Source organism: Spirosoma litoris (genome assembly GCF_054776755.1).
On the sequence record NZ_BAAHBI010000075.1, the window covers coordinates 1 to 22,478 of the forward strand.

Consider the following 22,478-nt stretch of genomic DNA (forward strand, 5'->3'; position numbering starts at 1 on the left):
AAGTTCGCACCTCAAAATTCACACAGCTTTGGGGATTTTCCGTAAAGTTTAAACAGCCTCAAGATTAAAAAGATTTACAGGAGTTGGTTTTCGAGAGAAATCTTGATAATCTTTTCAATCTTATTAAAATCCTGGTTCAGACAATCCTGGTTACAGTTTAATTCCCACAGCCCATACGCTGGTATCGGGACCTTGGCCTGAGCGGAAAGGGCTATTGGGTTCGTAGCGGAAGAACAGCTTGGCATCACCCCGGAAACCGAGTTCGGTTGTCAGGCCCCAGCGAATCGGGTTCAGGTTGTAGGAATTGTGGTTCCGAACGGCTGCTTCACCTTCAGGTTTCACTTTCGTGTAGCTGTCTAATCGCATACCTGCATAAGCACCCAAGCTCCAGCTAAAACCCGACCGAAGTGACAGGTTAAGCATAACGGGCAGATTAAGCTGGGTTGTCACCAGTTTTGATCGGTGAAGATCCACGGAAGCCGTTTCGACGCCAACCTGCCCATTCTGCGCCACAAACATGTTTCGATCTACAAACATAAAGTTGTTCCAGGCTACTTCGGGACCTGTAATCAGCCGGAGTTTGGTCGACCCATTCACGGCAATCGGAATACGTTTCTGCCAGGAGAGTGCCACAAAGCGTGAGCCGATTGGGCTAAGTTCATAATTCGCAGGGAGCGAACTGCCGAAGTTATTCAAGCCAATGTAGATACCTAAGTCAGACGTAACACGAGAGTAGTGCCGGCTTCTTGTCCGTGTGATCTGAGTCGACGAGGTCGATGATGTCGAATCGGTCGTGATGGTAACGGTAGTTGATTGTGCGAATGAAGCCGTTGTGGCAGCAATCATAGCGGTGGTGAGGAGGTGTTTGAACGTGTTCATAGCTGTTGTTATTTTAAGGTTGAGGGTTTAGGCTATTGCCAGTTTCATGAAGTATTTGTTGTGTTATTTGACAGGAAGATGTCAGAACCCACAGGGCAGGTTGCACGAGGTTGAAAAAAATTTTAGATTTTTTTGATGGGTAGCTGGCGCGGGTAAATACCCGCGCCAGATCTGATTCTAGCTAATTCATACGCGGGCTGATTGACTTGAAGAAATTAATCGTCGAAAAGCCTAGCTATCAGCCCACCGATTTAGCAGTGGGTTAATAGGGGTTACATAGTCAATTTGACGCTTATTTCATTCAACTCAATTAGCCCGTGGGTACATTGGGTACCTTACGCAATAGGGAAGTAAATGGTGAAGGTAGCGCCCTGGCCGGGCTTGCTGTAAGCCGTAATAGCTCCGCCGTGATTGGCAACTACTTTCTCACAAATGGCCAGACCAATGCCTGTACCGGCATACTCATTCCGGGTGTGCAGCCGTTGAAAAACCTGGAAAATACGGTCTACATATTTTTCGTCGAAGCCGATTCCGTTATCCGAAACGTTGATCTGATGGTAAGCCATTGCCTGCCGGGAAGGCTGCACCAGAGCCGGTATGCTGCTGGCTAAAATTTGTTCAACCTGTACGCGAATAACCGGGGCAATACCGGGTTGCTGAAACTTCAGGGCATTGCTCAGTAAATTCTGAAACAACTGCCGTAGTTGCGACTCATCGCCCGATACAACGGGTAATAAATCGATTTGTAGTTGCGCATCTACCTGCAGAATCGAGACTTCCAGATCATCAATCACCTCTTCGATAACCTGATTCAGCGACACCGACGTGGTAGATTCCTGACGCGTGGATATACGCGAAAACGTTAGTAAGTCTTTAATAAGCAACGACATCCGACTGGCCGCACTTTGCATCCGTTCCAGATAATCGAGCCCTTCTCCTAACTCAACTGCATATTGATTTTTTAGCAGATCGCCGAATGACTGAACTTTTCGCAAGGGCTCCTGTAAGTCGTGACTGGCGATATAAGCAAATTTTTCCAGGTTTTCATTCGACCGGCGAAGGTCCTGGTTCGACGCAACTAACTGCTCTGTTCGAACCTGGACCTGCTGCTCCAACTGGGTAGCCCACAACTTCTGTTCATGAATATCGGTAGCTGTACCTACCCAAAGTACAATCTCACCCGACTCATCCCGAATGGGTAGTGCCCGGTTCAAATGCCATCGATACATACCGTCAGTTCCACGCCGATACCGGTTTTCGACAACAAAGGTGGTTCCGTCAGCAAGCGCCTTTTTATACATCTCGAGCGTGTGCGGCAAGTCGGCCGGATGAAGCAGCGACTGCCATCCCCAGGCTTTGATTTGGTCGAAATCCAGGCCCGCATAATCGTACCATCGTTGATTGTAGAAGTTGACTTCGCCTTCTGGGGTGTTGGTCCAGGTCATTTGGGCAATGGCTTCCAGCAATGTTCGGAAACGTTGTTCACTCTCTTGCAGAGCCACTTTCGCTTTCATTTGCGTGGTAACCTCAGTAGCGATCACCATCACACTACTGATCTTCCCTTTATCATCGCGCACAGGTGCATAAACGAAGTTAAAGTAAGCATCTTCTAAATCTCCCCTACGATACAGGCGGGCGAGCGTTTCGACACCATAGTGCGAAATACCTGAATCATATACGCCCTCTAGTAATTCAATAAACCCTTGTCCTTCCAACTCAGGCAGGGCCTGAATGAGTGGCTTGCCAATAATCGAAGCATCTTTTCCCCATATTTCCAGCATCGATGTATTGGCCGTTTCAATAATCAGCCTGCGACTATTCAGGACACTAATCGCCACCGGAGCCTGAATAATCATGTTGCGAAACCGCTCTTCACTCGCTCGTATTTTACTATTGGCTTCAACTTGCTCGCTAATATCCTGAGCAATGATAATCATGCTATGCTCCTCATCCTGCGCATCAGTCACGCTGGTCACATTCAATTGCACCCAACGGACTGACTTATCTTTGTGTATGTAGCGCTTAATCAGATTGAAGAAAGGCCGATTACCCGCTACGACTTCTTCAAACAACTGACGGTTATAGGCCCGATCGTCCGGGTGGGTGATGTCGAAGTTGTTCAGTGTATATAATTCTGAAACCGAATAGCCCAATAATTGCGTATAGGCATCATTGACTAACGTAAAATTGGCTTTCTGGTCTGTAAAACCCATCGCCATCGATGTATTGTTGAAGGCAATGGAAAAACGTTCTTCAGCCTCTCGCAAGGCACCCTCCCGCTCTTTCTGTTCGGTAACATCCAGGGCTATACCCGTAACCGAAACCGGTTTTCCACTGACATCGAATAAGTATTGGCCAACTACTTTGATCCAATGAATCGTTTTATCAACCCAAACAAAACGCGCTTCATAGTTAATGTTTCCCGTCAGAACGGCCAGGCTATGTGCCTGGTTTCTGATTTTCAGATCGTCAGGATGTAAATGCTCGACAAACACCTCCCAGTTAAGATTGGGCGACTCCTGGCCGGTTAAAATCCGGGAAAATGAAGGCGAATAAAGGATATTACTATCTCCGTCAGTGTCGCTCCCGATTTTAATAAAAAAAGACCCAGAGCCCGATCCTTCCAATGCTATTCGAGCCTGTTGCTCCGATAAAGCAGCTTTTTCTTTCGCGAGTACTTCTTCGGTAATATCTTCTGCAACGCCCGAAAAACGGTAAGCTTCGCCTGTTTCGGAGAAGTGCGTCTTGCCGATGAACCGCACCCATCGCAAACGCCGATCAGTTACACCAATGGTTCGGAAGCTTGTTTCATAATGACCTCCCGACAGAGGGTTGAGCGCCCATTGGACGGCCTCTTCAACCCGACTTCGATCATCAGGATGGATGTAATCTACGGTTTGTGCGTACGATTGGCTGTCGGCATTTGTCAGCCCACACAACTCTTGGCAGCGACTGTCCCAGTTAACAACACCGCGCACCGGGTCTAGCTCCCAGGTACCTAGCTGAGCCGATTGCAATGCAAACCGTAACCGCTCTTCGCTCTCCTCGTGGGCTTTTTGCAAGGCAACGCGGTCGGTAATATCCTGTATAGCGCCCACCATTCGCAGTGGTTTGCCTTCCCGATACAAAATATAGCCCCGATCTAAAACCGTTGCATAACGCCCATCGGCCCGCTGAAATTGATACTCGTCCGACCAGTTCGTGCCACCCGAATCAAGAACCTGATGGATACTGAATAAAACGCGATCTTTATCTTGGGGGTGAATATGGCCGACCCAGGATTCCAGAGCATCTTCGGAAACCTCCTGCGTATTGTAGCCAAACAGGGTTGTATACCCTTCATTCCACCAAATCGTATTGGTTTCCAGATCCCAATTCCAGACAGCATCTCTTGTAGCCTTGGTTAGCAGCTCAAATAGCTCGCCCGTTGTTACTACATCTGTATTCAATGGTATTTCGATTCCAAAGGTGATACGTATCCACAACTCAAAACTAACACAAGGTTAGTCCAAAGCGCAACCTGATAACAAGGGCTGCTTTTCCAATCTGCACAGTACGTTGATCGTATGCCTGACCTCCCCAATCCGTTAAAACCAAAGGTAATTGATCGGCCTTTTAGGCTACAAATCTAACTCGTTATACCCGGATACACGCAACAGTATTGGTAGTAATACAAAGGTATTTTTTCATGGTCACCGGGTTAAAACCCGGCGCAAAAACACAGAATAGATGAGCTGCACCGGGTTTTAACCCGGTGACCATGAAAAGAAAGGAGTAATTAATAAGACGAATTCCCTTGTTGAGCGTAGTCCAAAACACTACTAATCAATAAATTGAAGCAATTCAATTCGATTATCGAATGGGTCACGGAAGAAGCACCGTTCCCGTCCATCAATCTCAGATGAGTATTCGATAGCAAGACCTTTGCTGATCAGACTCTTCTTTGCGTCAGTAAGATTAGCGACTTCAAAGGCCGGATGCCGTTTGGAATAATTTCCGCCAGCTTCCTCCCGAAGGTGAATCTGAATATCAGCAATTTTGAACCAGATGGCACCACTTGGATGATCCCCAGGGATTTCTTCGAGTCCCAGTACATCGCGGTAAAATTCGCGGGCCTGGGCCGTTGTTCCCTCTGGAATGCAAATCAACACATGGTCGAGTCGTATGAACTGTATCATCCTGATCGCTTAATAAAATTTCGGTGGGGGATTCAACGTCAGATTTTGGCGTTGGTGCCAATAGGGATAAATAGTCGGCACATCGCTAGCTGCATCTAGCCTCTTCACCTGTTCTGTTGTGAGGTTCCAGCCAACGGCGTCAAGATTCTGTTTCAGTTGTTCTTCATTCCGAGCCCCAATGACGATTGTTGATACCGTTGGTCGCTGTAAGAGCCAGTTGAGCGCCACCTGGGCTACTGATTTACCCGTTTCGGCAGCCAACTCATCCAGTACATCGATGATGGTATAAAACAACTCATCGGAAATGGCAAATGCCGGAACGGGACTACCTCCCTGCGCAACCCGGCTATCGGGCGGAGCTGGTTGATTCCGGCGATATTTGCCCCCTAGCCGACCAGCGGCCAACGGACTCCAAATGATCCCTCCTACTCGCTGATCAATACCCAATGGCATCAGTTCCCATTCATACTCCCGATTCACCAGGGAGTAATAAACCTGATGCGCTACATACCGATTCCAGCCATACTTTTCTGAAATCGCCAGCGATTTCATCAGGTGCCAGCCCGAAAAATTGGAACAGGCAATATAGCGCACTTTGCCACTCTGAACCAGATCGTCTAGCGTACGAAGGGTTTCCTCAATGGGCGTTACTCCATCGAAACCATGCATGTGGTAGATGTCGATATAATCTGTTTTCAGACGTTTTAGACTACTTTCGCATTGTTTCAACAAGTGAAAGCGCGACGAGCCCTGGTTATTAGGTCCTTCGCCAAACGTGAACGTCGCTTTGGTCGAGATGAGCACTTTGTCGCGAATACCCGTCAGCGTTTTTCCTAAAATAGTCTCCGATAAACCATCTGAATACACGTCGGCTGTATCGAACAGATTAACACCAGCCTCTAAACAGAGATTGACCAATCGAGTAGCCTCATCGACCTGCGTGCTCCCCCACGCTTTAAAGAATTCGTTGCCTCCGCCAAAGGTGGCCGTACCAAAACTCAATACAGGAACATGTAGTCCCGATGCACCTAATTGTCTGTATTCCATAGTGACTAACTGTTTCTATTGCCTTTTCAGCGAATAGGATTATTGTACGATTCAGGCGTTTAGCCGCTGACACACAATGTGACGCTTTCTTTTGAACACAGTCGATGGGGGGAGAAGTTTGGTGAAATCGGAATTTGATTCCTCTTCCCTCCACTTGACGCAGCTTACCAGTCCGAACAAATTTATACTATTCGTTCAATTCATGTAATCATTTCCAGCCGTTTACTGCCTTCGTAAATCTTTATAGCCTATACAATCATATTACTTCCTAAAGAATAGCTTGTACAATTCTGATTTTCGCTGAAAGATAGAAAGCACTTATGGTACTTTATCAATATCCCTAAACCAATCAACACCTCTATTTAGTTAATTAGTTGAAAAGTTATCCGCTCCAAATTCATCTATTTAAGATTGATTATAAATAACTTACACCAAACGAAACGTTATCTTAACCATCAAAAATAGGAAGTAGGGAGGAAAGCTTATGGATAACTAATTGTACTTTTTTACGTTTATTTAAATCTAGTAATTGAAGCTTAAACGCTTTTGTATTTTGAAGACCAAAAACTTTAGAGGCATCTGGACATCCGGAAATTACTAAATGAGAATCGATTACTGGAGAGAGAGCTCCTCCATTTTTCTGTTTTAACAAAACTAAATTTAACCAACTACCTGATCGTCACCATCTACTAACCGGTAATTGAATGCCAGAAAAACAGCGCATTTACTTACTCATCTATTGCCCAAACGCACGATTGGCTTAAAAAGCCTTTCCATGCACTTGACGATCAATTCAGTACCTGCGGCTCCCGCCGTGGCATAGTACACCGGCCTCGTTGCGTAATTCGCTACTAGCCGACATCAGGCACCGAACCTGTGGTTCAACAGCCGCCGTTACAATCAAACTTCACAACACATGAGCCGTTTTTCAGTCATTTATCTGCTTCATAAGCAGTATCACCATATTTACAGTGACACACACGAAGAAGCCAATGCAATTTTAGCAAAGTTGCTTACGCAGGAAGATTACAAACCGATTGGTATTTACGACGCCAAGACCGAACTCTTCTTCTGGGAACCAACCCGACAGCATCGGTACGATAAGGCAAGCATTGGTAAACAAGGCAAACTGGGCGATCAGATCACGAACATCGCTCAGAACCTTCGCCATCACGATGAGATCAACCAGACTCGCCCGAATTCAATAGCACAACTTCTGCAACCGGATCAGACCGAATTCGTTTAATCAGGATTCAATCTGGTGCTGTAATAGGCTAAACTGCTATAGACAGAACTTAAGCAATTAGGCAGATTGAGATTGAATTGCCTATAGCCAGTGTGACCGATGGGGTCAGATATTTATAGTAGATGTGTCTTTCTATAAACATTTGACCCCATCGGGGTCACACAAAAATATAACTCAGATCTATTCTGCTCTATTAACTTAGACGACATGGACTATAGGCAGCTAACAGTCTGCCAGTTCGAGAGCGTCCATACAAACACTCGTTACAACTCATTCATCATGAAAAACAATAATCAAGATATTTTAATGATGCTGGCTTACCCGGCATTTCTGGCTGGCTATCGAACGGTAGAGGAAGCCTTGAATGACCACTTATTCAGCAACTACCTCAATGTGTTTATCGAACAGGATGTTATGCCCTTTGCAGAAGCACAGGATGCCATCGATCTAAACGATAATAGGCAGCAATGGCTCAGCCAATTTTGCCAACCAACCAGCGATCCGTTGGCCAACTTATGTGTCGACGGTGCGTCGAAGTTACCGGCCTTAATCTTGCCAACTCTGCGTGATCTGTTAGCTCAGAATCGGGATGTTCAGCGCATGGCATTCCTACTAGCAGCATACGGCCATTACCTCTGTGCGGGCACCGATGATAAGGGGGTTTCTTATGAATTAAACGACGCTCACTTTCATCAACACGATTGGGCAAAAGTCAACAGCGATGATGTAGCAGCCTTGCTGGAAATCTCCACCATAGCCACAGCTCGCTTGCATACCTACTCTCATTTTGTGGCCATGTACAAATCATACCGGACTCAAATTGCGAAATACGGTGTCGTTTTTCTGCTCAAGCAAATGGCTTATAATCGCTTAGCTATGCAGCAAGCTTAAAAAAGAAAATGGGTATCGAGATGGCTCGATACCCATTTTTACTACAACCGAATAGACCACTAATTTCAGCAGCAGTCCATTTCGGTATTAATCCACGTTTATCATAGGTTACTGTATTCGCTCTTTCGGGTAGATTTAAACGCACCAAATCAACTGACGTTCACTCATCTAAGTTAGAGCAGGGAGTCGGTCGGGTACTATAACCGCCCCCTGCCATAAGCCATATTACCAACCTAAATCAGTTGTCAGAATGTCCATTTTCGTGCTGTCTATTGATGAAAATGGACGTGTATAGAACTAAGTTACGATAAGTACGCAAAGTGATCAGAATTACCGGAACAGGTTATACAACTGCCGCCCGGCGAACTTTTTTCATGATAAGCAACTCTGAAATAATGGGTGTGGCACCAGGCTGGGTAGCCACGTAGGCTCCTGTAGCGCAGGCAAATTCCAGTGTTTTCTTAGGTGTCTCTCCCTGCAATGTTTTATAGAGGAAAGCTGCCAGAAAGGAGTCGCTACTTCCGACTGTATCCGCTACGTTCACCGGAAAGCCGGGATGCTCTTCGAAACCATCGTTACCGAGCATGATGGCCCCATTTTCAGCCCGCGTTACACAGATTGTCTTTAGTTTGAATCGGTTGCGCAGATACTGCATCGCATCTCGTTCGGTAAGTGGCGATGTATACCAGCCAACAATTTCAGCCAGTTCGCTCTGGTTGACCTTCAGAATATCTGCTTTTTGCAACAAATACGTAACCTCCAGGGGTGTGTAGTGCGGAGCACGCAGGTTAACATCAAATACTTTTAGAGCCGCCTGATCCAGAAGTTGGTGCAACGTATTTCGAGACTCCTGACTACGAGCCGCCAAACTTCCATACACGAGAATCGACTTTTGATAAAGCGGAGCCAGCGTTGCGTCGTACTGAATGTAATCCCAGGCTACCGGTTGCAGAATTTTATAAATAACTTCATTGCGTTCCGTCACGTTAGCTTTGGCAATACCGGTCAGATGAGTAGCTCCCAATTGCACATAGGCCGTTGGCAGGTGTTTCTCGCGCAAAAATTTCAGTAGTTCGCGCCCCAGTTCATCGTTACCTACCCGGCTTATTAACTGAGCATTTAGTCCAAAATTCCGCAAGTGAACGGCTACATTCATTGGTGCCCCACCTGGTTGTTTGCTATCTGGTAAGATGTCCCAGAGAATTTCGCCAAAGCAGATAATAGTTTTCGATGTCATTGCTGAAGCCGATTAATGAACCAGGAATGTTTTTTCGATTTGCTCCAAACTGGTGCCTTTCGTTTCGGGCATCAGGCGAACAACAAACAGGAGTTGTAACACCATCATGACGGTAAAAAACAGGAAGGTATTTCCACCCCCAACGTGTTCGGCGAAGTAGGGAAAAGTAAACGTGATAATAGCCGCCATTAGCCAGTGGGTAAAACTGCCCAACGACTGGCCACTAGCACGCACCTCGTTGGGGAATATTTCGGAAATGAACACCCAGATGACCGCTCCCTGCGAGAACCCAAAAAAGGCGATATAGCCAAAGAGCAACAAGGGCACACTCATGCCGCTAAAATCCTGTAGGTAGAATGCCCGAGCCACTAAGCCCAGGGTGATGATTAAGCCAACCGACCCAATTTTCATGAGTGTCCGGCGACCAAACCGATCAATAAGGTTCATCGAAATCATCGTAAAGATCAGATTGACCAATCCAACGCCTGCCGATGACAGCAAAGCCGAACTCTTACCCAGACCCGTCATTTCAAAAATCCGGGGCGCATAGTAAATGATGGCATTGATTCCCGAAACCTGATTGAATACCGCAAACAATACGGCCAGCATAATGGGCGTTTTATGGCTTGCTGAAAACAGTCGGGTAGAGCCTTCGATATGGTGGTTGCTTTGCTGAATGGCCACCAGCGTTTCTTTGGCGGTGATTGGGTCGATCATATTCAGTACCTGAAGGGCCTCGGCTACCTGCCCTTTCTTGAGCAGTAGCCAACGAGGACTTTCGGGAATAGTAAGAACGGCAATCAGAAAAATCAGAGAGGGTATTGCCTGGACGCCCAGCATCCAGCGCCACGATTCAGCCCCAACACCTTCCAGTAAGTAGTTGGACAGATAAGCAATCAGAATGCCCAATACAACATTGAACTGGAAGAGGGCTACCAGTCGCCCACGGGAGTTGGCGGGCGAAATTTCGGTGATGTACATAGGGGCCGCCACCGAAGAAGCGCCTACACCTAACCCGCCCAGAAAACGAAAAATCAAAAAGATGTTCCAATCGGTAGCCAGTGCCGTTCCGATAGAAGCTGCTAAGTACAAAACGGCAATCCAGAGTAGTGTTTTTTTACGGCCAAAGGTTTCGGCAGGAATACCACCCAGCATGGAACCGATGACCGTACCGATGAGCGCAATGGAAACAGTCAGGCCATGTTCCCAGACATTAAGGCTCCATAGAGATTGTAAGGATTGCTCAACTCCAGAGATAACGGCGGTATCGAAACCGAAGAGAAAACCACCCAGAGCGGCTGTGATTGACCAAGCAAAAATGCGCTGTTTCTGACTCATACATTGATTCAGCAATCAGGCTATCACCCGATTGCTGAATCAAACTTACAGCTCGTCCTGGTTAAGAGACTTTCAGATATTGTTCAACTAACTACAAATTAAGATCAGAGCTCAATGTGCTATTATTCAATATATTACCAGATAAATATTGAGTATTTTTTCGATTTTGTTACGTTGATTTTCAATTTTGTTACGAAGCCTTTTTTTCCAGATTCAACACCTCTACGCGGTAGCCTACGCCATGCACCGCAACAATCCGAATAGTCGGATCATCCTGAAGCATTTTTCGTAAACGCGAGACAAATACGTCGACGCTGCGCCCTACAATTATACCTTCATCTTCCCAAACCGACTTGAGAATGAAGTCTCGCTCGACTACCTGATTGAGATGGCCCATAAAAAACGTGAGCAACTTCGCTTCGCGATAGGTTAAATTGTATTGACTACTACCCGAATGCAGAAGCTGCCTGGCTGGCTCGAAGCTCGAGTGGCCAAACGGGATTCGGTCGGTTGTTGTCGGTATAGGATCAGCCGTGGGTGTTTCAGTTTGATCAAAAGTTGGTCGTCGTTTCCAGACTACGTACCCAAGCCCTACCAGCAGACTACCCAATACTACAACCCACCAGCCCATAAATGGAGGAGAAGCGGGTGAGGGAGTCGCAAAAGTCACTTGCAGTGTGTAGCATCCGTGTAGTTGCTGGCGGCCTACACAAGGCACTTCATTATTTTTCGTTAAGTCTCGAAAATTATACCCCAGTTGCAATTCTCCTTGCGCACAGTCGAGTACTACAACGTCGTAATTTACCTGAATGTCGTGCACATTAAACGACTCTTGTAACAAAGGTGGCAACCGACTGTAGTCGAATGCATGATTGATCCGTATCTGAAACGTTTGTTCCGTTGGTTGCTGAACAGGCTGAATTCGGGAGGTAGAATCGCCAGATTTCAGTAGTAAATGATGCACAGTGCGTCGGAGAGCCAGATTTACTTTCTGAGAAAATCGCTGTTTATCTGTCGCCGTCTGAGCAGGTGTCAGCCACGCAAACTGCGTACAGAGCAACCCAGCCAATATGAGGCTTGCCATCCCGATTATCCTTACCCATTTATGCATAATCTACTAAACACTTAAAACCGATCAGGGCTTTAGTACCTGACCGGTTTGTCATTGAAACAATTTAAATTTCTTTCAGGAAGACTATTTTTTGTCATTCCTCCTGGCGTCGGACCGGGTGGCCGGAGCCAGGAGGAATGACAAAAAACAAGTTACTAATTCCTAGCATCCGGGGCGCCCGTTTACCGAAAAATAAAGCCAGTTAACCGGCAAGCATGTATTGGACGCTTTCACTTTGATAACACGTCTGGCTACCGAGTCCGTTTTTCTGGCCGGTTCAATAATCAGATCGTCTCCTGGGTGGGCGAATGCCAACACATCAGCCACCTCAATACGGTAATATACAGACTGAGCACTCTCTAGCACACTTTGTTCAGCCACTGTGCCCAACCGTCGAATATAGACCCGAAACGGAACCTTTGTGGCGTCTTTCGATTCGGGGTCGCCTTCCACCAGGGCTAGTTCTCCCCGACTGGCCTTGGTGAATGTACTATAATCCAGCGGTTTATCATTCAGCACAATTGGATTACCATAAAAGTTAACTTTTTTAGCGGGTTCACTTCCCCGGACTTCGTTATGCCCAGACATTATTCGTGCCTTTTTAACCTTTGCGTTTATCAGCAATGGTATCAACGCCAATGAGACTAGTACAAAAAGTTGCTTGATCATCAGAAGAGAGCGATTAAAGGTGAGCGCTTAATTACACGATTATTGAACCAGAATTTCATTATGCGGTAATGCATACGACTTATCTAATGTCAGTAGAACAATATGATCGCCTTTGTGACATTTTGCCAATACCTTCTGAACAGGCACCTGTTTAAATGCTTCTTTTGAATAAAGCACCAGCGTTTGAGTTGCTTTGTCGCGTATCGCAATTTTAAACGAAATCGGATCAACAGCTTTGCTTTCTGTCGATGATAGTTCTACTGTATTTACGGTTAGTTTACCCGTCGCCGTAGCGGGGAGTTTGCAGGTTCCCTTCGGGGAGTATTCATTCACGACCATTTTGTTTCCGACAAAAGCAGCCGCACAGTCTTTGAAAGTCTGCTGGCCAAAGGAAAGATTGGCCAGGGTACACCCACCAACGATGAGCGCAAGTCTCATTACATTTCGCATGATTTTCCGTGTTTAATTCGTGATCAAACAAATGTATGAGGCCCCTATAAATCAGTCGGTAAAAGGCTGTAAAACCTTGTAAAGGAATTGTAAAACCTTCCTATTTGCCTTTTTGACAGGATTTAATATGACTCTTTTTGCCGGGATGACAAAAAGAAATTAGGTTTTAAATGAAGCTGTCTGAACTTTCCAATTGTAAAAAAAACGGGGTATTTTTTGTCATCCCGACGCAGGAGGGATCTTCGGTAGCGTCCATAAAATAATCCTCCACCGAAGATCCCTCCTGCGTCGGGATGACAAAAAAACTCAATTATGGTCCGACTATAGTAAGGTAAAACAGGTTCAATAAAAACACCGAGCCCCGATTTACTGTGACGAGTAAATCGGGGCTCGGTGTTTTCAAAAAACGTATAAAACTACACTTGATGAGGGATTCCGGCTTTGTGCTCTGGTTTTGGAGCAATGAATAAGGTTAACCATGTCCGGCGGGCCATCCGAAAGAAATAGGGAGTCAGCAGAACCAGAGTTGGAATGAGGCCAATCAGGTAATAATTCACATCAACATTCAGCCATTGAACAAAGATGAAAAACGTAGTCAGGGTATAAATGGTGTAAAACGCATAGCTCACAAACATAGAGGCCCAGTAAAAACCAGGTTCAGGCATGAAGTTCTCGCCACAATGCGGGCAATGCTCATGCATTTTGTCGAAATTTTTGCTGAAGGCACTCTTGGCTACAAAGAAATCGCCTTCATGACAACGGGGACATTTATTGAAAACAACGCTATATAATCGGCTATCGGTTAACATGGCTTGGGAGCTATGGGCAGACGACTTTGTCTGAAAATCAACTGTTGCTCAGGCAGTTTTTACTTGACAAAGGTAACGGACTGCAAATCTCCCTGAAAAGACAAACCAAGCCATGTATGGTACAAATCACCGATGGGCTCCCAATAATTGCCTGAATTCGGCGGGAGTCTGCCCCACTGTTTTCTTGAAAAACCGCACAAAGTAAGATGGGTCCTCGAAGCCCAGTTGAAATCCTATTTCCTTTACCGACTGAGTCGTGTGTGTTAGTAGTCGTTGCGCTTCAATCGCAATGCGTTCATACAGAAGCTGACTGGCGGTTTTACCCAGCACTTTTTTGCAGATATGATTCAGGTAATTTGGCGTCAGGTTCATCTGGTCGGCATAAGCGCTCACCTCTCTAACTGTCAGGAATTGGCTTTCGATCAACTCTTCATAATCGCGAATCCGATCATAGAAATGGGTATCCGTTCCCACCCACTGTTGATTATAAATCCGGTTAGCGGTCTCTAACAGAATATGCACAAACGATAGAAATACATCGGCCCGATTAGGTTGTTGATTTTCATATTCCTTGTACGCATACCGAAACAAGTCGCTAAACAAGGGTTGCTGGTCGGTAACTTCCAACAAGGGTTGGTGCTGGTGCGAATGAAAAAACGGATACTGATACAGCCGATTCCCAAAGCGCGCCCGAAAGAAATTAGCGTCGAAAAACAGATTATATCCCTGAACATCAGCAGACAGCTCCCAGCTGTGTACCTGACCGGGCGTAAGAAAGTAAAGTTGAGAAGGCCCGATTGGATACGTTCTAAAATCGATGGTATGTGTACCGCTCCCCTGCACAATCCACATCAGCAAATAGAACGTATGCGAATGCGGATTGTCGATCCCTTTAAACTCTTGCACCAGTTTCTCCAGGCGAGTCATGTAAAAGAGCGCATCGGGTTCATGACGCGGAAACGACTGAAGCTTATAAACAGGGACAGCCAGGGACATATTGAACTTTTTGAGGCAAAATACACGAAAAACGGGTAGGTATTCAGCAGTAGTGTCAGTTTCTCAAAACTGACACTACTGCTAACAGTAATGCCTCATGCAATCAACCAGCTTGTTAGCCAGTAACGTACTCTAGCCATTCATAGCTGCCAGAGCACTAGCGGGTGAAGAAAGCGACAAGGCATAAATCTGAGCGGTGTCGCCCACATGAATTTCGTACTCGTCGTTTTCCAACGCGTCGAGTAAATCGTCGGCAACTACCGAGGGAGCAATTCCATTCGCTCCGCCAATTGCCTGCGAGAAATCGGTATTGACCAGCGGAGGCATCAACTCAAACACCTTCGTCGTTGAGCTTCTTTCCAGCGTGATGCGCAACGATTGGGTGTAAGAGTGCAGAGCAGCTTTGCTGGCAGCATAAGTTGGTAAGGTGTGATTAGGAGCAAAGGCAACAATCGATGATACATTCACGATGGCCGAACTTTCCTGTTTATTTAGTAAAGGAATCAGTTTTTCGGTGAGCCGGATAATTGAGAGATAATTAGTGAGCATTTCTTCACGCGCCTTATCAAATGCATTCGCTTCTGCTTCCAGCTTATAATAGAATGCATTCCCGGCGTTGTTGATCAGCATATTCAGATTAGGGAAGTCTGCATATAATCTGTCCACCAACCCATTTATCTCGTCTTCATTCGTTACGTCGCAGACAATAGCCGTTACGTTTTTCAGTTGGGCAGCCGCTTTTTTCAAGCGTTCTTCACTTCTGCCAGTAATAATTACATGATTCCCTTTTTGGTCGAATTGCTTGGCAATTTCAAATCCGATGCCTGCGCTTCCGCCGGTAATTAAGATGGTATTCTGAGTCGTTTTCATTTCTACGAACAATCTAAGCGAATGAGTTGATACTAGGCCGACGTTTCCAATGTAGTGAATAGTAACTGTCGACTAGTGGCAATAAAATACCAATCGGTATATTTTAGTTCAAAAATTTTCAATCTTTTTTTGGCCGCGATACCCCATTAACTATTTTCCCTCTTCTCTCAAAGAGTTTAGGTAAGGTCAATTATGATTATAAAGGGGCCATACTGATGGAACGAAGTCTTTCTATCAAACTGTTATCCGCATACTGAGCGAATCAGTCTCGTTGTTTTGAGAAAAACAGTACGCAAATAAAATATACCTTTCGGTACAATATTCAATATCTTTGCCTGCTTTTTACTCAGATCGATGAACTGTTCATTGGTTTACCAACTAGCTCAGTTCTTATTTTAGCATCAACGAAAATGTTACACCGAGTTGTTATTACAGGTATTGGCGCATTAACTCCTGTGGGCAATGACATTCCAACTTTCTGGGAAAATGTTGTTGCCGGGCGCAGTGGAGCCGCTACAATTACTCACTTCGATGCGTCTTTATTCCGGACGCATTTCGCGGCTGAACTCAAAAACTATGCGGCTTCGCAGTTTTTAAGCCACGCCGACATCAAACGAACCGACCCCTTTACGCAGTACGCGCTCATTGCCTCCGATCAGGCCATCAAGGATTCCGGTTTTGATTTTGCCCAAATGGACCCATTCGATGTGGGCGTAATCTGGGGTTCAGGCCAGGGTGGTATGGAAACGTTTGAGCAACAAGTAACCGAGTATGTTCAGGGAACTGGTCAACCTCGATTCAGTCCGTTCTTTGTTCCAAAGCTCATCGTCAATATGGCATCGGGCATGATTTCGATTCGTAATGGCTATATGGGCATTAATTATACAACGGTTTCGGCTTGTGCCACGTCGAACACCGCGATTATGGATGCGTTCAACTACATCCGGCTTGGGAAGGCTAAAATAATCATTACTGGCGGCTCTGAAGCCCCAATTACGCCAGCCTCGTTCGGTGGTTTTAGCGCCCTAAAAGCCATGTCAACCCGCAATGATGATCCCGTTGCAGCCTCGCGGCCATTCGATGTTCATCGGGATGGGTTCGTGATGGCCGAAGGCGCTGGTGCCCTGGTTTTGGAGGAGTATGAACATGCGGTGAAACGGGGCGCAACGATTTACGGCGAAATTACGGGAGCCGCCATGACGGCCGATGCGTACCACATGACCGCCACTCATCCAGAAGGTTTAGGCGCAGCCAAAGCCATGCAACTTGCTTTAGATGAGGCAGGATTGACAATTGCCGACGTAGATTACCTGAACACCCACGCTACCTCAACCCCTCTCGGCGATATATCAGAAATAAAAGCGGTAGCTAAGCTCACTGGTCCCGATAAAACCAAACTTAAAATCAGCGCCACCAAGTCGATAACCGGTCATTTGCTGGGAGCTGCTGGGGCCATCGAAGCCATTATCTGCCTGCTTTCGATGCGCGACAACGTCATTCCCCCTACGATCAACACCAGTGAATTAGACCCCGAAATCCCCAAAAATCTATCGATTGTTTTGCAGGAAACCATTCCTTCCGATGTCCGAACGACGATGAGCAACACCTTTGGATTTGGTGGTCATAATGGTACGGTTATTTTTCAGAAAGTGTCTTAATGCCCCCCTCTCCCGTTTTGGGAGAGGGGCCGGGGGTGAGGGTAAAGTAGTCTACTAATGTGATTCACCTAACGGCAGCAATTCACCTCACCCCAACCCCTCTCCTTGAAATAAGGAGAGGGGCTAAGCCTGTCCACTAGGGATTTTTACAAGTATCCTCGGTCTGTAAGAGAACAGACTGTTGTGATGTCAGTTTCTCAAAACTGACAAGCGAGGTTTCTCAAAACCTAATTAAGCTGACAGTCTATCCGACAGGTTTCTTAAAAGCTATCGCGTCAGTTTCTCAAAACTGACATCACAATCATCGAACGATAATAGATTCTTTTCAAGTTTCATTGAATTTTAGCTTAGTGGCAAGTAGAAAGAGCAAGTAGGTCAGATCGAAAAAAGGATTTTACCAAAAAGAAACCTCACCTATGCATAGGCCGAAATCTGTTCGACAAGTAGCCCTTATTAACTGCCTATTAGCCATTGCGATACTTGCCGGACCGATGGCTCAGGCCCGTATTATTCGAATCGAGATCACCAGCCGGCAGGCGCCAACGTTTGAGGGTAAGGTATTTGGGCAAGTAGGTGCTTATGAAAAACTTCGGGGAAAAGCTTATGGTGAACTTGACCCAGCCAGTCCCCAAAACGCGCTTATTACCGACATCCAACTAGCCCCTCGCAATGCAAAAGGGATGGTTGAGTATGCAATGGATATTTACATTCTCAAACCCATTGATCTGACTAAAGGCAATCACAAGCTTTTTCTGGAAGTAAATAATCGGGGAGGTAAACTCTTTGGCGGGTTCAATAAAAGCAGTGGCGGCAATGACCCTTCAACAGCAGCACAGGCAGGTGACGCCTTTCTGATGAATCGAGGGTACAGCATTGTCTGGAACGGATGGGACCCATCGGCAAACCCCACAAATAACAACCTGACTATCAACGTCCCCATCGCTAAAAACGCGGATGACTCACCCATTACAGGCCCCTCCTACGAATATATAGTTTATGACAATGCAACGTCGACGAATTACACGCTAGCCTACCCTGCCGCGACAGTAAACAAAAGTCAGGCAACGCTTACCGTACGCAATCATTTACAGGATACCCCCACCGTTATTCCGGCCGATGGCTGGGAATACGTCAATGAGCGCACGATTCGACTACTACCGGCTGGAACTCCGTTTCGACAAAGTGCTATTTACGAGTTTGCATATACCGCCAGTAATCCGATAGTGGCGGGTATTGGACTGGCAGCAACACGAGATTTCGTTTCGTTCCTACGGTATGCAACCAGCGATAATTTCGGCACCCCAAACCCATTGGCCAACGATATCAAGTTTACCTTTTCTTTTGCCGTTTCTCAACCGGCTCGTTACCTCAATGATTTTCAAACATTGGGTTTTAATGCCGATGAGACAGGGAAACGAGTTCTTGATGGAATTGAAAACTGGCTGGGTGGCGGAAGTGGTATCGGCCTGAATGTTCGGTTTGCCCAACCGTCCCGCACCGAGCGAAATCGCCAGAATCACCTTTATCCTGAAGCTATTTTCCCGTTTGCGTATCCCATTATGACCGATCCGTTTACGGGGAAAACAGCAGGTCGTATGGCAGCCTGTTTGTCGAGTAACACCTGCCCCAAGGTGTTTGAGGTTAATTCAGCAAACGAGTATTGGGTCAAAGCCGCTTCGCTCCTGCATACCGATCCCAAAGGAAACGATCTGCCCGACCCCGAGAATGTCCGCTTCTTCCTCGTGGCTGGTGCTCAGCATGGTACTGGCAATGCAACTTCACGCGGAATGTGTCAACAATTTCAGAACCCTACTAACGCTGACCCAGTTTTGCGGGCGCTATTTATGGCACTGGACGATTGGGTAACGAAAGGCATTGAGCCGCCTAAGAGCGCTGTACCCCGGAAGTCAGCTGGGAACGCTATAGTAGCAATCCCACAACCGGGCTTGCAAACAGGAGTTGTGCCTCAAGAAAAACTTGGCTGGCCGACTATTCCAGGTGTAACGTATACGGGACTTATCACAACGCGTTATCAGCTTGATTTTGGCCCCACTTTTAACCAGGGGGCTCTAACCAATTATCCACCCGCTATAGCCAATCGACCGACGTATGTGAATTTTGTGTCTAAAGTTGACCATGATGGCAACGAGATAGCAGGCATTCGTTTACCCATTGTTGCCGTTCCGACAGCCACCACCACAGGCTGGGCTTTACGAAGTACCGATTTTGGCCAAAATGAAGGTTGCGAAGGCGCTGGCCAATTCATACCGTTCAAAAAAACTAAAGCCGAACGGATAGCAAGTAACGATCCGCGCTTATCGGTAGAGGAACGTTATCGTACCCATGACAATTATGTAAAAGCGATTACAAAGTCTGTCAATGAATTAGTTACACAACGCATGCTACTTCCCGACGATGCGAAAGATTATATTAAAAACGCCGAAGCTAGTGATGTGTTGAAATAATTTTATTACCTGACACTTAAGCCCCCTGTGGCGATTTCCGGTATTCGGATGGCGTCTTTTTTGTATGTTGCTTAAAGAATGTAGTGAAATAAGCCGCCGAATTAAAGCCTGTTTCATCGGCAATTTCAGCCATAGGCTTATTGGTCTCTTTCAGAAGATACTTGGCGCGTTTTAACCGGATTTCGGTCAGGTAATCCATCACATTCATATTGAGCAGCGCCTGCACTTTACGATATAACTGCACCCGCGAAAGCCCCATTTCGCGACTCAGCTTTTCAACCCCAAAGGCCGGATCGGTCAGGTTCTGCTCGATCAATACCGTAAGCTCATTCAGGAATTTTTTCTCCTCCCGATTACCGGATTGTGGAGCAAAATCAGACGCAAATCGCTGTTGCCATTTCTGTCGATTGGCCAACGTTGTGCGAAGCGTTTCCAGTAGATGTGTCGTGTTAAAGGGTTTTGTCAGGTAGATATCAGCTCCGGCGCGGGTACCCTCAATGCGATTTTCCACCTGCCCATTGGCCGTTAGCAACACTACCGGAATATGCGAGGTTCGCAAATCGGTTTTTATTCGCTGCGTCAATTCTAAGCCGTCCATAGCATCGGCAACCTGCCCCGACAGCATAACATCGCTGATGATCAGGTCAGGAATAATTTCCAATGCTCGCTCCCATCCTTTTTCTCCAGTACTTTCAGCAACAATGTCGAATTCTGTACCCAGGCGAGTTGTCAGGAATGTCCGGAGATCGTCGTTATCTTCGATGATCAACAGTGTACCAGCCTGTTTGGTCGGGAACGAAACAGGTATTGGCTCCACGTCATCGGTAAACTCTGTTAGCTGGTGTTGTTGAAATAGCGGATTGCGACTCGTCGATCTAACCATTTCGTCCGCCGTCAGGTGCTGATTACCGAGTGGTAACAACATTGTAAACGTGGTACCTTTATCCTTAATAGATTGCACACAAATAGTACCCCGGTGCAGTTGAATGAACTCCATCGATAGTGCCAGCCCTATTCCTTTAGACAGATTAAATGACTTGGCTCCGCTATAAAATAAATCGAACGCGTGAGCCTGTTCATCTGGGGTCATGCCCTGGCCATTGTCCTGAACCTGAATTTGAATTTGTGTATCCAGCCGATCCAGCCGAACATGGATCAAGCCACCTTTGGGTGTATATTTAAACGCATTCGATAGCAGATTGAACAACACCTTGTCGAGTTTCTCAGCGTCGAACCAGACAAGTTCGTTCGAGAGGTTTGTGATCAACTGTAAATCAATCCGCTGTTTTTCAGCCTTGCGCCGAAAGTCCAGAACGATGTCACGCACAAACGCAACAATATCCTGTTCCGCCGTACGCAATTGCAGTTTCCCGGCATCGGTTTTACGTAAGTCCAACATTTGATCGACTAGCCGTAGGAGTCGATACGCATTTTTCTGCACCATCGACAGGTTACTTCGGAGATCGTAGGAACTAACGTTTTTCTTTCCCAGCAAATCTTCCGTGGGTGTCAGAATCAGACTTAGGGGTGTATTGAATTCGTGCGATATGTAGGAATAGAACCTGAGCTTTTCTTCGGTGGCCAAACGAGCCTGCTGCGATACCCGTTCAATTTCATCCTTTTGTTCCCGGATCGCTCGATTCTGTTTTTCCAGTAATTGGTAAGCTCCCTGTTTCGTCCGAAATAAATACAAAGCCCATCCGCCCAATGCAATAGCAATAATCAGACTACCGAGAATGAAATAAAGCGTGTTTTTCTGGGATGTATACGTCCGATTTAAGGCATCGATGCGGTCACTTTGCTTTTCAATATCAGCCTGTTGCTCGGCTATTTTAGCATTCTGAAGTTTCATTATCCGCACATTCGACGAATCGACCAGCGTGATGGGCAACCGGTTCTCACGCTTAAATGCTTGTTTTTGCAGGATCGCCAACGCCGTCCGAATCGCTTCCTTTCCGCCGGTAGGATAAAGCACTGTCGCCTTCAGAATACCTCGTTCTACGAGATCAATGCCTTCATTTTTGCCGGGCAAACCATCCACGCCAATAATTTTCACTCGCTGGTCGAGCCCCAATTGCCTACATATTGCATGAGCTTTTAGGGCCGTACGGTCGTTCTGCGCGAAAATAAGTTGAACGGTTGGCTCAGCTTTCAGCAATTGAGTCAGTTCATCGGCAAACGAATGTTTATCCCAGTCGCCTTCCAGCTTTTTCACCAACCGGATTCCGGGATGATGACTGATCGCTTCAACAAAACCACGGTGCCGATCAATATCAGCCGACGACCCCGGCGACTCCCCGATCTCGATTACCTCCCCTACTCCGTCCAGGAGTGTATTGGCATAAGCTCCGGCAGTACGCCCAACTTCCACATTGTCGGCACCGACATAAGCAATGTACTGATCGGATACGGTTCGTCGATCCAATATGATTACCGGAATTCCCTGTTGGTAAGCTTTTTCAACAATAGGGGTAATAGGCCGGGCGGCATTCGGCGACACAATGAGCAGGTCGACATGTTGATTGATAAGTTCCTGAATTTGTTCAACCTGCTTATCGCTTTGCCCACCTGCGTCTTTCACCAAAAAATCGATATCGGGATAAAACGACAATTCTCGGTTCATATCCTCCAGCA

General features: G+C 46.4%; 18 protein-coding genes. 4 read left to right on the forward strand and 14 right to left on the reverse strand.

Going from position 1 to position 22,478, the window contains the following annotated elements; genetic code table 11:
• Window positions 1-150: 150 nt before the first annotated feature.
• The 5 genes from ACYVGR_RS35260 to ACYVGR_RS35280 all read right to left on the reverse strand — a co-directional run bounded on the left by ACYVGR_RS35260 (window position 151) and on the right by ACYVGR_RS35280 (window position 6,756).
• Window positions 151-879, reverse strand: a complete 729-nt coding sequence (locus ACYVGR_RS35260) for a porin family protein (protein ID WP_460965250.1) — start codon at window positions 877-879, stop codon at window positions 151-153.
• Between the two features lie 335 nt (window positions 880-1,214).
• The gene (locus ACYVGR_RS35265) at window positions 1,215-4,328 is read right to left on the reverse strand and encodes a PAS domain-containing sensor histidine kinase (RefSeq protein ID WP_460965252.1); all 3,114 of its coding nucleotides are present in this window, start codon (window positions 4,326-4,328) and stop codon (window positions 1,215-1,217) included.
• Between the two features lie 372 nt (window positions 4,329-4,700).
• Window positions 4,701-5,057, reverse strand: coding sequence for a VOC family protein (locus tag ACYVGR_RS35270; RefSeq protein ID WP_460965254.1), 357 nt, complete (start codon window positions 5,055-5,057; stop codon window positions 4,701-4,703).
• Between the two features lie 9 nt (window positions 5,058-5,066).
• Window positions 5,067-6,104, reverse strand: a complete 1,038-nt coding sequence (locus tag ACYVGR_RS35275) for an aldo/keto reductase (protein WP_460965256.1) — start codon at window positions 6,102-6,104, stop codon at window positions 5,067-5,069.
• A 448-nt stretch (window positions 6,105-6,552) separates the two neighbouring features.
• Entirely contained in the window at window positions 6,553-6,756 is a 204-nt protein-coding gene (locus ACYVGR_RS35280; protein WP_460965257.1) for a hypothetical protein, read from the reverse strand.
• Between the two features lie 264 nt (window positions 6,757-7,020).
• Between ACYVGR_RS35280 and ACYVGR_RS35285 the strand changes: the two genes are divergently transcribed.
• Together ACYVGR_RS35285 and ACYVGR_RS35290 are read left to right on the forward strand one after the other, a co-directional pair.
• Entirely contained in the window at window positions 7,021-7,350 is a 330-nt protein-coding gene (locus ACYVGR_RS35285; protein WP_460965259.1) for a hypothetical protein, read from the forward strand.
• Between the two features lie 279 nt (window positions 7,351-7,629).
• Complete coding sequence (locus tag ACYVGR_RS35290) at window positions 7,630-8,241, forward strand: mannitol dehydrogenase family protein (protein WP_460965261.1); 612 nt, start codon at window positions 7,630-7,632, stop codon at window positions 8,239-8,241.
• Window positions 8,242-8,584: 343 nt separating this feature from the next.
• Here ACYVGR_RS35290 and ACYVGR_RS35295 read toward each other — a convergent pair whose 3' ends face one another.
• The 8 genes from ACYVGR_RS35295 to ACYVGR_RS35330 all read right to left on the reverse strand — a co-directional run bounded on the left by ACYVGR_RS35295 (window position 8,585) and on the right by ACYVGR_RS35330 (window position 15,721).
• Window positions 8,585-9,478, reverse strand: coding sequence for a carbohydrate kinase family protein (locus ACYVGR_RS35295; protein ID WP_460965263.1), 894 nt, complete (start codon window positions 9,476-9,478; stop codon window positions 8,585-8,587).
• A gap of 12 nt (window positions 9,479-9,490) precedes the next feature.
• Complete coding sequence (locus tag ACYVGR_RS35300; RefSeq protein WP_460965265.1) at window positions 9,491-10,816, reverse strand: sugar porter family MFS transporter; 1,326 nt, start codon at window positions 10,814-10,816, stop codon at window positions 9,491-9,493.
• Window positions 10,817-11,006: 190 nt separating this feature from the next.
• Window positions 11,007-11,900 (reverse strand): winged helix-turn-helix domain-containing protein, encoded by an 894-nt coding sequence (locus ACYVGR_RS35305; RefSeq protein ID WP_460965266.1) that lies wholly within the window; start codon window positions 11,898-11,900, stop codon window positions 11,007-11,009.
• Between the two features lie 189 nt (window positions 11,901-12,089).
• Window positions 12,090-12,515: a hypothetical protein gene (locus ACYVGR_RS35310; RefSeq protein WP_460965267.1), complete on the reverse strand. Its 426-nt coding sequence runs from the start codon at window positions 12,513-12,515 to the stop codon at window positions 12,090-12,092.
• Between the two features lie 120 nt (window positions 12,516-12,635).
• Window positions 12,636-13,046 carry a hypothetical protein gene (locus ACYVGR_RS35315; protein WP_460965270.1) on the reverse strand — a complete coding sequence of 137 codons (411 nt, stop codon included), beginning with the start codon at window positions 13,044-13,046 and terminating at the stop codon, window positions 12,636-12,638.
• A gap of 416 nt (window positions 13,047-13,462) precedes the next feature.
• Window positions 13,463-13,855, reverse strand: a complete 393-nt coding sequence (locus ACYVGR_RS35320; RefSeq protein WP_460965271.1) for a DUF983 domain-containing protein — start codon at window positions 13,853-13,855, stop codon at window positions 13,463-13,465.
• A gap of 126 nt (window positions 13,856-13,981) precedes the next feature.
• Complete coding sequence (locus tag ACYVGR_RS35325) at window positions 13,982-14,851, reverse strand: AraC family transcriptional regulator (RefSeq protein WP_460965273.1); 870 nt, start codon at window positions 14,849-14,851, stop codon at window positions 13,982-13,984.
• Between the two features lie 132 nt (window positions 14,852-14,983).
• Window positions 14,984-15,721, reverse strand: coding sequence for an SDR family oxidoreductase (locus ACYVGR_RS35330; RefSeq protein WP_460965275.1), 738 nt, complete (start codon window positions 15,719-15,721; stop codon window positions 14,984-14,986).
• A gap of 410 nt (window positions 15,722-16,131) precedes the next feature.
• Here ACYVGR_RS35330 and fabF point away from each other — a divergent pair, with 410 nt between their 5' ends.
• Both fabF and ACYVGR_RS35340 read left to right on the forward strand, forming a co-directional pair.
• Window positions 16,132-17,379, forward strand: coding sequence for a beta-ketoacyl-ACP synthase II (gene fabF / locus ACYVGR_RS35335; protein ID WP_460965277.1), 1,248 nt, complete (start codon window positions 16,132-16,134; stop codon window positions 17,377-17,379).
• A gap of 416 nt (window positions 17,380-17,795) precedes the next feature.
• Window positions 17,796-19,844, forward strand: coding sequence for an alpha/beta hydrolase domain-containing protein (locus ACYVGR_RS35340; RefSeq protein WP_460965279.1), 2,049 nt, complete (start codon window positions 17,796-17,798; stop codon window positions 19,842-19,844).
• A gap of 16 nt (window positions 19,845-19,860) precedes the next feature.
• Here ACYVGR_RS35340 and ACYVGR_RS35345 read toward each other — a convergent pair whose 3' ends face one another.
• Complete coding sequence (locus tag ACYVGR_RS35345; protein WP_460965280.1) at window positions 19,861-22,467, reverse strand: substrate-binding domain-containing protein; 2,607 nt, start codon at window positions 22,465-22,467, stop codon at window positions 19,861-19,863.
• Between the last annotated feature and the right edge of the window lie 11 nt (window positions 22,468-22,478).